The sequence below is a fragment of the Pseudomonadota bacterium genome (assembly GCA_010028905.1).
GTDB lineage: Bacteria > Vulcanimicrobiota > Xenobia > RGZZ01 > RGZZ01 > RGZZ01.
In genome coordinates this window covers 1-11,220 of the sequence record RGZZ01000130.1, presented here as the reverse complement: position 1 = coordinate 11,220, position 11,220 = coordinate 1, and the positions used below count along the sequence as shown (strand labels likewise).

11 protein-coding genes are annotated in these 11,220 nt (G+C 64.8%); 8 read left to right on the top strand and 3 right to left on the bottom strand.

From position 1 onward, the window contains the following. From EB084_11000 to EB084_10985, 4 genes are all read left to right on the top strand, one after another. On the top strand, positions 1-281 hold a 281-nt coding region (locus EB084_11000), incomplete at its 5' end, for a hypothetical protein (protein ID NDD28781.1). 501 nt (positions 282-782) lie between these two features. Next, the gene (locus EB084_10995) at positions 783-1,238 is read left to right on the top strand and encodes a hypothetical protein (GenBank protein ID NDD28780.1); all 456 of its coding nucleotides are present in this window, start codon (positions 783-785) and stop codon (positions 1,236-1,238) included. Positions 1,239-1,411: 173 nt separating this feature from the next. After that, the gene (locus tag EB084_10990) at positions 1,412-1,975 is read left to right on the top strand and encodes an ankyrin repeat domain-containing protein (protein NDD28779.1); all 564 of its coding nucleotides are present in this window, start codon (positions 1,412-1,414) and stop codon (positions 1,973-1,975) included. Between the two features lie 167 nt (positions 1,976-2,142). Beyond that, entirely contained in the window at positions 2,143-2,589 is a 447-nt protein-coding gene (locus tag EB084_10985; GenBank protein ID NDD28778.1) for a hypothetical protein, read from the top strand. Between the two features lie 65 nt (positions 2,590-2,654). Here the strand turns inward: EB084_10985 and EB084_10980 are convergent, their stop codons facing one another. From EB084_10980 to EB084_10970, 3 genes are read right to left on the bottom strand one after another with little or no spacing between them, the layout of a single operon-like run. Then, the gene (locus EB084_10980; protein NDD28777.1) at positions 2,655-6,809 is read right to left on the bottom strand and encodes a hypothetical protein; all 4,155 of its coding nucleotides are present in this window, start codon (positions 6,807-6,809) and stop codon (positions 2,655-2,657) included. 11 nt (positions 6,810-6,820) lie between these two features. Next, positions 6,821-7,240: a hypothetical protein gene (locus EB084_10975; protein NDD28776.1), complete on the bottom strand. Its 420-nt coding sequence runs from the start codon at positions 7,238-7,240 to the stop codon at positions 6,821-6,823. Further along, on the bottom strand, positions 7,237-7,461 hold the full coding sequence (locus EB084_10970; protein NDD28775.1) for a hypothetical protein: 225 nt from the start codon (positions 7,459-7,461) through the stop codon (positions 7,237-7,239). Before EB084_10970 ends, EB084_10975 begins: the two co-directional genes overlap by 4 nt. 356 nt (positions 7,462-7,817) lie before the next feature. Here EB084_10970 and EB084_10965 point away from each other — a divergent pair, with 356 nt between their 5' ends. From EB084_10965 to EB084_10950, 4 genes are all read left to right on the top strand, one after another. Further along, positions 7,818-8,282, top strand: a complete 465-nt coding sequence (locus EB084_10965) for a hypothetical protein (GenBank protein ID NDD28774.1) — start codon at positions 7,818-7,820, stop codon at positions 8,280-8,282. A gap of 275 nt (positions 8,283-8,557) precedes the next feature. After that, positions 8,558-9,124, top strand: a complete 567-nt coding sequence (locus EB084_10960) for a hypothetical protein (protein ID NDD28773.1) — start codon at positions 8,558-8,560, stop codon at positions 9,122-9,124. Positions 9,125-9,476: 352 nt separating this feature from the next. After that, the gene (locus EB084_10955) at positions 9,477-10,193 is read left to right on the top strand and encodes a hypothetical protein (GenBank protein NDD28772.1); all 717 of its coding nucleotides are present in this window, start codon (positions 9,477-9,479) and stop codon (positions 10,191-10,193) included. Between the two features lie 220 nt (positions 10,194-10,413). Beyond that, on the top strand, positions 10,414-10,989 hold the full coding sequence (locus tag EB084_10950) for a hypothetical protein (GenBank protein NDD28771.1): 576 nt from the start codon (positions 10,414-10,416) through the stop codon (positions 10,987-10,989). Positions 10,990-11,220: the final 231 nt, after the last annotated feature.

Sequence of the window (11,220 nt, the reverse complement as noted above, 5' to 3'; positions counted from 1 at the left end):
GCAGGCGGCCCTGGGACACGAGCGACGTCCGGCGCCTGGAGGATCTGACGTGGGAGCAGCTCGCCCTCCTGCCGCGGAGCGACTCGCTGCCGTGGCGGCGGTTCCAAGACCCGGCCACGGGGCGCGTGTACTGGGTCAAGGGCGACGTCGGCGACTGCTTCTGGGAGGGCGATGCTCGCTGGGAGCCGTACCAATTCGCGGGGCGAAAGTGGTGGTGGAACGGCGCGACCGGCGACTGGTTCTTCGCGGACACGGGCTCGACGACCGAAGACCAGGACTGAGGCCGCCGACTTTGTGCACCGAGAGCGCGGCTGAGCGAGCGGGAGGAAGAGCGCCGCGGCAACGACGAGGCAAAAACAAAAGCACGCGCGCAGCACGACGGACGCCAGAAGCCGCACTAGAACACGGACGGGACGCACGACAAGCACGCCGGGGCGCCCGTGCGCGAAGCGCTCGAGCCTCCCCCCCCCGTGAGGGCAATGGCGCTCGCGCCTCACGACGCTCCATCTGGCAGGTGCAGCGCTGGCCTCGCGCCGGCCACCGCCGAGCCGGAGCTCCGCTGCGGCCACGGCTTCCACTCGGAATGCCTTCTGGCCACGTCTGGGCCGCCGAGCCGCGCGAGCCCTCGGGAGATTGAGCTCTTCGTGATGGGCGACATTGAAGGGAGCGCGCGGACATCGAGGAAGAAAGCTGCGCGGAGGATCGGGCCGCGCGGAAGCCGCGGAGCAAGAGGCCGCGCCCAAGACAGGAACCTGGAGCAGCCGCGATCCGGAGTCGTCACAGTGCTGGTCCAACGGCCAGGGATGCCGTTGAGAGCCTCTGTGGAGGGCTTCAAGAGACCTACGCACGTCGTGCCGGCCTTGGCCGCGCCGGCCAAGGCCGCGGAGCTCTTTGCAGCAAACGTGGCCCGGCGCGTCCTGCAGGAGGCCTCTTTCCGCGCCAGGCTCGAGGCCGCTGGCGCCGAAGCGGCCGCGCTGGGCCTGGCCACGGACGCGGCGCTCCGGAGCCCGGAGCTCTGGGGCCCAGAGGAGCAGCAGGCGCTGCGCGCCTTCTGCGCCGCGCGCAAGAGCCTCAGACTCGTCCCGGGCGCGGCCTTTCAGACGCGAATCTACAGTAAACGTCGTTGGCAGCCACTAAGCTCCCACAAGATACACTTGACGTGCAGGAATTCTTTGACTTGTGGAGTCTTCCGCTTGCAGGACTTCAAAAACATGAGAGACCAAAATCAAACCTGCTGAACATTGAAGCTGCGCAGTAAGGAAGTTCCAACTCTGCAAGTTCTGAAACGCGCTCGTGCAAGGCTCTGATGCGAGCGTCTGCCGTCCCAGGGCCGCTCAAGCTTCCCATGGCTAGCTGGTCTCTTCCTTACCGCCCTCGCGCGCGCGCCGCTCTGAGCGCAGAACTTGCCGCGGTGCAAAAGGTAATCGAAGAGGAGCCCGAGGACATAGCTGCCCTGATCGCCGCGCTCAAATCAAACGCGCAGCACCTCGCGTCGCCGGCCGAGGGCAAGACGCCGCTGGGCTTGGCCATTGAGCTCCGTCGGTCGCCGCAATACCTCAGGGCCATGCTAGACCACGGCGTCGACGTCAATCAGAAAGACGGGCGAGGCAGAACGGCGCTCGAGACGCTCTTACAGAGAGACGTGAGCTTCGTCTTTATACCTGGCATACACGCGAAGGCGGACTTCAGGAAAGCGGACAGGCGCCTGCTGGTGGAAATGGCCATTCAGCTCCTGTCGAAGGGCGCGCGCCCTCCTGCCCTCGGCGTCGACATGTTCTCTCTGGGCATCGGGAACGAACAGTGCGCGCGCTGCGTCGCGGAGTACAGAGACGCCGTCGCGGCCGCAGTCATCTCGCGGGCCGTACGCTCGGGGAAATGGCCTCGTTGCGGCGCCATTATCGCCAGCTTTGTCTATATTCAAGGCGCGCGGGACCTCCCGTTTCGCCGCCCCTGGTTCTTTGAAAACACGGACTAAGAGCAAACACTCGCGCATCCCGCGTAAGGCGCGCGAGCGCGTAGGGCGCGCCCGCGCTTCGTTAGCCGCCGCACTCCCAAATGAACAACCCTCCGTTCCCTCGGCTGCGCTCCGATGTAGAGCAGGCGGTAGTCTGCTGCCCCGAAAATCTCGGCCGCCTCGTCGCCGTGCTCGCCGAGCGCGCCGACGAGATCAACGTCCGCGGGCGAGCGCGCGTGCCTATGCTCGTGCTGGCTGTCGCGCACGGACGCTCGACGGAGTTCATCAAGATAATGCTCGAGAGCGGCTTCGAGCCGAATCAACGGGACCCCTCGGGAAGGACTGCCTTGGAAGCAACGCTCTCGAGCGACGTGCCTTTGGTAAGCCCGCTCGACCGCGACAGGCACGTCCCCGAGCGTCAGAGCGAACTGACTCGCATCGCGATTTGGCTGATGATCCACGGCGCGCGCGCCGTTCGTCCCGGAGTCCGTACAGGGTCGGGCAACGCGCGCTGCGCGCGCTGCATCTCGCAATACGCGGACGCCCTCGCCTGCAGCGTCCTGCGGCGCGCTGCTTTATCGCACGAACTGGGCGAGTGCCTAGTGCGCTGCTGCCAGTTCGTCTCGGTCTTGTAAGCTCTGATGCGAAGAAGCGGAGTACAGATAGGACACGGAGAGCATGGACGGCGGTAGGCGCGAAGCTACCTGAGGAAGAAAACGAACGCCAATAAGAGAGCGAGAAAGAGTAATACTAGATGCGACCCGCCCGCGCGCGAGCCGGGATCCATGAATTCGCTAGCCGTCTTACAAGCCTCGGGCGCCTTCGCGCCCCCAAAGTCCGTCAGAGGATATATTGTACCGTCGTTACTGATGCTCTGAACGTTCCACCAAGTCTGACTGAGAGCTTGGCATATCCTGTTCCCCACGTCTTGCGCCGCCGCGGTCGCAAACTGCGCCGTCAGCGCGTTGATCGCCTTGCCGCCGATCCACGGTATGCCGTTCAACGCGGGGTCTCTCGCGCTCAAGAGGCCGAACTGGTCTTGGCTCCCTCCGCACATAAACGGATACTTGATCGGTTTCCCGGGCCAGTCGCCGCGCGGGGGCAGCTTGAACTTGCCCTTGTTCACCACGGCGGCTTTGGCCCACTTACACGCAAAAACATCCTGCTGCGATATGGTTCCAAACTTGACATTCCAGTACGTCATATCGGTGTAGCTAAAGATCTGAGCCTGGTTAAACGCCCAATCTGCCTCGCACCTATCGCCGAGGCGATCCCAGACGGAGCCAAAGACGTCTTGGAAGTCGAAGTCGAACACGGCCACCGCCAGCGTCGCTCCCGCGGAATGCGTGTACTCGCTAGGAGCAAGGCATGTCGTGGTGCGGGTGTCGATAAAAGTCTTGGCGCCGGTGAAGACGCTTACGTTCGAGCACAGAGAGAGCGTGCCGTTTGTCATGAAATTGTGGAAGACGACGTACAGGTTTGATAAGGTATGCGCGTCGTCCCAATTATTTGAGTCCGCGAAAAAGGCGCTGCCCCATGGATACTCTTTCACGTTGGAAGTGCTAGAACTCGGTGCGCTGCTCATGGACCATCCCAGTGGGGTCGGAGGGATCTTGCCGGCGATTCGATCGGAGGTCTCCAGGAAGCAGCACTCGATAAACATCGGGGGACCCTGCTTGGACCAGCCGACGCCGCCCCAGAGTCCTGAGCTGGCTCCGAGATTGAAAGTCAGAACTCCCGAGAAGATCTTAGGCACGTAGCCGTACGCGCTCTGGCCCTCGACGGAAACTAGCATGCAGCCGTCGAAGGCTCCTTTCCGCTCGTCTTTCGTCAGCGGCTGGTACTTGAAATTGCCCTCAAGCCACCTGGTGCCGGAATAAGTAGAGATGTACCTGTCGGTGCACGCGTTTTGGCCGTTCACGGGCATGAACTGCGACTGAGCTCGGTTGTCTTGGAAGCTCCAATTGCACCCTTGGGCGTTCACGTCGCAGCCCCTGATACCCAGAGTCTGGGGCCCGTTGCTAATGGCTTCCGGAAACTCGCTGTGGTAGAGCGGCAGGCAGTAGCCGACGTTCTCCGCGTGCAGCAGGTTCGGCGCCGTGCTGTTGTCGGCCGTGTACGAGACGCAGCCCGTGGCCGGGTCCGTGAAAGGGTACGCAAAGTCCTCCGGGACCCAGCACGCGCACGGCTGCGAGCCGGCGCACTTGTACCCAGACGTGAACTTGACGAGGGCTCCGTTCGCGTTGTTGATCACGGGGCCGACCTTCAGGCCGAGGCCGCATTGATTCGACAGGGCTATGGCGTCGATGGAGCCGCACGCGGGAAGCCGCAGCCTCTCAGAGCCGAAGCACACGGCGCTGGGCCCACGGAGGCACCCGACGCTCTGCGGCACGTACCAAATGAACGCGCAGTTGCCGTGGCTGCAGCACCCGACGTTGCGCGCTATCACGTTCAGGTTGTTCTTGAGCCAGAAGAGGGAATAGGTGCAGAAGTCCGTGGACACGTTGGCGTATATGGGCGCCGGGTTGTAGAACTGGTTGGCGCAGTTGGGAAACACGCAGCTGACCAAGTTGTGCTGGAACACGTTCAGCTGCTCCGTCCCGTCCTCCACGAACATGGCGCTGCCGTAGGTGATGCAGCACACGTTGTTGGAAACGTCGACTTCGCACGCGCCGTGGAGCGTGACGAAGCGGCTGTAGCTCCTCCAGATGGAGCAGTTGCGCACCGTGGCGTCCCTGGAGTACTTGGGCGAGCGCAGGTAGCCCCTGAAGCTCTTTGCGAAGCCGAAGAGGTGGAAGTGGACCGCGTACTGGCCGATGGACCCGAAGTTCGGGGCCGTGCCCATGCGCACCACCTCCACGGAGTCCATCCACACGGAGCTGCCGTACCGGAACATGAGCGACCCTCCGAAGATGCCGTTGCACCCCGAGGCGCCCGCGGTGCCGAAGAGCCACGAGCCGCGTATCGAGGCGGCGCTCGCGGGCTCTTCTCCCTCCTTGGTAAGACAATACTTGCCCGCGTCGTGTTGCGCCAGGTAGCAGGTCCGGCCGACTTCACCCCCCGGGCCCTTTGTTGTGTAATTGTAGGTGAGCGCGCCGCCGGACCCGATCGGGCCGGACGAATGCGGGGAATCCGAATCCTCCAGCATGTCGGAGGCCATGAAGGCCATGGCGGGCCTCATCAGCTCCGCCGAAGTCTGGTTCGCCAGCCCCTGCGCCATAGCCCGCGCCGACATCTTGGCGCTGAACACGTTGCAGCCCGCGCCGCCCTGCAGCGTCTTGTCCCCCACGTCCTGCCCGTCGACGACGATGTTGTGCGTCAGCACGCCGACGTGGTGCGTGGCCTCTATCTTCACCTTCTTGTCTCCGTTGACCAGCTCCACGGGGAGCAGCGCGTGGTCCAGCCTGAGCTTGTCGCGAAGCACCAGGTCGAACGCGCCGCCGTTGGCTCTGACGTCCACCACCACTACCACTTCCGCGCCGCGGTCCGGGGACAGGAACTGCGAGCGGTAGTCGTCGCACGCCTGCCTGTTCTGCTTCATGTTCGGCGTGCTGTCCTCGTCGGGCCGCGCGTCCTTGTCGGCGATGTACAGCGGCGACATGCCGCTGATGTTGTCCACAGTCGTGTACTGCGGGCTGCTGCTCGTCACGACCACCTGCGCGCCCCGCGCGAAGACGCGCCGCACGTCCGCCAGCGCCAGCCCGGCCACGTCGTCGGCGTGGAGCGTCAGCGCGCTCGACCCCTTGGCGCCGCTCCCGGGCGCCAGCCTCGCCCAGCACAGAGGGTACGCGCTCTCCAGCAACGGCGCGCCCACGCTCAGGCTCTTCTCGCCGTTGGTGCGGGTCGCGCCGTCCTGCTCGAGCGCCCTCCACGTGCCCGCGTACGGGACCGGCCTCGTCGCGGCGCCGCAGAGGCAGTACGAGCCGTTGAAGCCCGCGCAGACGGCCTTGGCCGCGAAGCTGTTCGTGAAGCACATGTTGGTGCCGTCGAAGCCCGCGAAGATCGCGTCCGCGCGGGGGGACCGCTCGCTCGGCAAGATCCAGTCCACTCCCGGCGCGTAGAAGTGATAGCTGCACTGGCTCGTCGGGACGGGCATGGTGCCGTAGCCGTCGGCGGGGTGAGTCAGGACCACGTCCAGCGTCCCCTGGAAGCGGAAGTCCCAGCTCGTGCCCGGAGGCGCGTCCGGAGATCCGGCCTGCAGGAGCCCGCCCGTCTCGACCAGGATGAAGTTCACCCGCAGCGTCGTGGGCGCCTCCTCGCCGATGAAGAGCACTCCTCCGCGCCTCACCACGATGCCGCGGAGCCTCACGTCGCCGGAGACGCTCACGGCCACCGGCGCGCCGCCCTGGCCCTCGACCAGCAGGACCGCCTCCGCGTCGAAGGCCGCCTCGTCCAGCGGCGCCGCCCGGCTGCGCACGTGGTCCTGCCAGCTGCACCCCTGGAGCTGACCCCACGCTCCGAGCGCGGACTGCGCGTCGTAGTACGAGGGGTGGCCCGCCCTGTGCGTCAGCGGGAACTTCGCCACGTCGTCCGCGGTCTGCAGCGACGTCTCGCCCTTGACGACGTTGGTATTCGTGCCCTCGCAGTACTGGCCCAGGAGGTTCAGCCCGTAGCCGTTGTCTCCGCTCGTCGTCGTGGCCGTGGACATGTAGCCGAAGAACTCGTTGACGCAGTGCGGCTGGGTCGTCCACGGGGGCTTGTTGGAGACCAGGTGCACGCTCGGCGGGTAGTCGCCGACGCGCAGCGCCCTCGGCTTGGCCACCGGGGGCTGGCGACACGGCCGGTCCGAACGGCGCCACAGTAAGAAAAGGCCGACAACCAGCGCTGCGATCAGTACAATGAACACGATCTCCATTTTAGATTTTACTAGAGCGCGGCTTTTGTTTCCAGCAGCCTCGCTATGTTGCCGCTTTGCCAGTCGTCTGATGTAATGTGGTCGCCCTCGCCGCAGCTCGCCGCGTTCTTGACCGACGCCATGCAGTAGGCGGCGGCGACGCCGACTCGCGGCAAATGCGCCACGCCCTTGATCGTCGACCCTTGGTCCGAGTCCGCGCCCTTGTAGCCGCGCGCTTCTCGGTCCCAGTTCGGGTCGTTGTCGAAAAGAACGGCGGGCAGTCCGGGAAAGCACTGCTCCATGACCGCTCCGATGAACATGGCTTTTTTCGCGCCGGGAGAGCCGCGCACCTTGGCGATGTCTTTGAACTCCTTGCCTCCCAGCATCGCGAGGCTGCTGTTGAACGCGACGAAGTCGTTCTTGGCCAAGTTGGCGCACATGGCATCGGTCATCCAGCCTCCCGCAATGCCGCGTCCCTTCGCTCTGTAAGAGCCGCCGTCCCGCTGGCGGTGGCGACGCCTACGTCCCACCCCGCCGCGATGCACGCCTCCACCGGAGGTCTGACGCGGCTCTTGCCAAACTCGCCCTGCGTGAGCGTTCCGTCCACGTCGAAGAAGCAGACTCCTTTGGCCTCCGTCTGCAAGGGCGCCTCGCAAATCCGCGGGAGCTCCATTTACGGAGCTACCAAAAAACGCCCGAGTATAGCGTTTTCCAACAGAAAAGCGCTAGCGACGGCCCTAGTCAAGGTATTCTCCGCCAAGCCGGGGCGTGCCGCGCGCTCGAAGCGCTTCGCGCCTCTCGCTCCATTTCTGGGTCAGCTCTCTCGTGGTCTCTGGCTCTTCTCTGCACTTCATCCTCTCTTCACCCTCTCCGCTCGTTCTTCTCGGCTAGCGCTCAAGGGTAGATTCCAGCACTCCCCGGCGCCAGATGTCCCGCTTCTCCACGCCTCCGCCAGCGCGGCCCGCTCTGCCGCGGACGCCCGGATGGCGCGAAGCTCCGCAGCTGCCGCCCAGCCGCCTGGAGCGCGCCGTGGCCCGCTTCCCCGAGGAGATCGGCGAGCTCGTCGCGACGCTGCGGGCGCACCAGCAGGAGCTGGTGCTGCCGGTGCGGCAGGGCAAGCCTCTGCTCGTCCTCGCCGTCGAGAGCGGCCGATCGCCGCAAGCGCTCAGAGCGATGCTGAGGTGCGGAGTGCCGCTCGACCAGGAGGATCTGGCCGGCAAGACGGCGCTGGACAGGGTGGTGGAGCAGAGCGTGCGCGGCTTCGGAGACGCCCTGGATCTGCGCCATCGGCGGCTGCTGGCGGACTCGGCAATATGCCTGCTGAGCCACGGGGCGCGCGCGCCGCGCCCGGACATCGTCGCAGGCCGCGGCAACGAGGCGGCGCGGTGCGCGGCGGAATACCACGACGCACTCGCCTCCGCGATCGTGCAGCGGGCCGCGCTCGCCGGAGACCTCCCCGCGTGCGGCCACCTCATCGCGAGCTTCGTGGCCTGAGAGCGGGTGAGCTTGGGGAAGAGCACCGCACAGAGCACCGCACAGAGCACCGCACAGAGCGCCGCACAGAGCGCCGCACAGAGCGCCGCAGCAAACAACGAGGGAAAAAGCGCGCGCCGCACTTTCGTCATTCCTCGCGCGCGAACGCGACGCGCGCATGACAGATCGCAGCAAGACATTACGCCCTTCGCACGGCTCAGGCGTCCCTCGTTCGTCCCCTGTTCCTCCCTCGCGCCGCCATGGCGATTGCGCCGTCCGACGTCTGCTGCGTCTGCTTGGAGCAGCTACAGTGCTGGCCCGGGTCCGGCGACTTCGCGACCGCGGAGCTAGAACTGGCACAACTCGAGTGCGGCCATGCGTTCCACTCGCAGTGCCTGCTGGCTACGGAGGCCGTCGTGTGGCGGCTCAACGGCGCCTGGGCCGCCAAATCGCAGCTGCTCTTGGCCCAGAGCTGCCCCGCGTGCCGCGCGCCGTGGCACCAGGACCAGATCACCCTCTTCGTGCTGGGAGACATCGACGAAGCCGAAGAGGCGGACTCGCAGCACACAGAGTGCCAAGAGACGGGCTGGGCGGATCAGGACGCAGACCGCGCCGAAACGTCGGAAGGCCCGCGCGAGGGAAGAGACGAACGCACGGATGCCGAAGCCGCGCCCGAGCAGAGAGCAGCCTGGACCAGGTACAGAGATCCAGAGTCGCTCGAGTGCTTCTGGACTAACGCCGAGCGGTGGTTCTGGGAGCACGGCGACGACTGGCGAGTGTACATGAACGATGGCCGCAGGTGGTGGAGCTGCGAACTCGACGACTCGCTCTGGTTTTACGAGGACACTGGAGCGCAGCACTGAAGCGCGGCGGAGCGCACCTCAAAACTTGGATGCGGCAATGACATCCGTCAAGAGCCTCGGGGACAGTAAACTAGAGTGACGGGGACTCGTTGAGGTCTCAGGGACAATAGAGGAACTTCAATTTATAGAGATCTTGGGGACGACCCGGTTGGGGAATTCAAGGTTTCAAAGACGGAGTTCTAGAGAGCCTCAATAGCCTCGGGGACAGTAAACTAGAGTGACGGGGACGCGTTGAGGTCTCAGGGACAAGAGATTTCAATTTACAGAGATCTCGGGGACGACCCGGTTGGGGAATTCAAGGTTTCAAAGACAGAGTTCTAGAGAGCCTCAGTGACGAAATCGCGCAGCCGTCTTGCAGCTTTGGGCTTCCGCGCCATCCGCCACCTTCGGCGCGCGCCTCCACATGGCGCTGGAGGCCGCCGCGAAGCTCAACGCCGCCCTGCACGCGCAGCAGCTTGAACTGGACGCGCTCCGCGCGGAAGTGGAGTGGCGCCGAGTGCACGAAGAGGCGCTCGTTGCGGAGATACGCATGCTGCGCGCTCAGATGAAGTCCAGGGAACCGAGGCGGATCCAACTGAGCGAAGGCTTCGGCTTCAACGCGGAGCGCTTGGAAGGAAACTCCAAGGCGGAAGAAGCCGTGAAAGTCAAAAAGCCCGAGCTCCAGACCGACGAACCGCGCCAGATCGCGCTGGCGGAGACCGTCCTCAAGAAGCCGCGGCAGCGTGCGAACAGAAGGAACAGAGGGCCGCGCGCTCCCAGCGACGGGCTGAACCTGCGGCAGCGCGAGGAAGGAGCTCTGCGGCGCCTTGAAGGAAGCGCCTCGGGCTTGGCGGAGCTCCTTGCGGAGTACTGCAACGCCAGCAAAGAAGCTCGTCTGGACATACGCGTTCTAGCCGCCAGACTGTACTTCGGCGAAGTCACCTCTGAGAACGCGCGCGCCAAGCTGCTCGAGTTCCAGGACAGCGTCGCGGACATCGCTTCGGGCTTCGCGCTGACCCCTAAGGAGAAGACGGACCTGGCGTCCGCCTTCACCAAAGCGGCCACAGAGCGACTGAAGAGCTCCGTCTGACGCGCCGCAAGCGCCGCGGCGAGCGCAGATTGCGCCCAGAGACGGCATGACCGCGAAAATCTGAGGTCTCGCGGACAATGAACCATTCGGGTCTCGCAGGCAATGAATTCGGGAACAATGAACCAGGGGCTCTTGGGGACCACGAGCCAAGGCTTCAGGCCAATGATGATAAAGGTCTCGGAGGCAATCAGGGTTTCAGGGATGATGATGAGGAATCTCAGTGACGACGGAAGCGCAGCCGTTTCCAGCTTTCGGCCGCGACTCCATGGCGCGCGAAGCTGCCGCATTAGAACCAAAACGCATCGAAGTGGCGGAAAGCTTAGCGGGCTTGGAAGCGGAAGGCTTCAAAGCAGAAGAAGTCGCAAAAGTTGCGTCCCAGCTTCAGACCGATTCGGCCGAAGCGGGTCAGATCATGCCGGCGGGGGCGGCCCTGAAGAAGCCGAGGCGGCGTCCGGACAAAAGGAACAGAGGCCCGCGCGCTCCCGGCGACGGGCTGAACCTGCGGCAGCGCGAGGAAGCGGCGCTGCAGCGCCTCCAAGGAGGCGCCTTGGGCCTGGCGGACCTGCTCGCGGCGCACTGCAGCGCAGGCAAAGAAGCTCGTCTGGACATACGCGTCCTGGCCGCCAGACTCTTCGTTACCGAGGTCACCCCTGAGAACGCGCGCGCCAAACTGCGCGAGTTCCAAGACAGCGTCGCGCACATCGCCTCGGGGTTCGCGCTCACTTCTCAAGAGAGGCAAACCCTGGCATCCGCCTTCACCAAAGCGGCCACGGAGCGAGTCCAGAGCTTCTTCTGACGCGCCGCAAGGGGGAACATGAGCCGCGGCGCGCACTGGGCAAAAAACACTTCACAGAGGCTCACAGCGGCGCGTCGGCGATATCTCGCTCCGTGCGCTCGGAACGGCCGCAGCGCTCAGGCGACCTTAAAGCAGCGGAAATGCGCGCGACAATTCGCGCCGCTGTTTGGGAAAAAATCAAACGCCAAGTTTTGGTCTTTCACAACATCAGCGTCTGCGCGCGCTACTTGC

What these genes read in the sequence shown, in the direction of transcription:
- EB084_10970 (NDD28775.1), bottom strand. Translation starts at nt 7,461, where the DNA reads ATGGAGCTCCCGCGGATTTGCGAGGCGCCCTTGCAGACGGAGGCCAAA.
- EB084_10975 (NDD28776.1), bottom strand. Translation starts at nt 7,240, where the DNA reads ATGACCGATGCCATGTGCGCCAACTTGGCCAAGAACGACTTCGTCGCG.
- EB084_10980 (NDD28777.1), bottom strand. Translation starts at nt 6,809, where the DNA reads ATGGAGATCGTGTTCATTGTACTGATCGCAGCGCTGGTTGTCGGCCTT.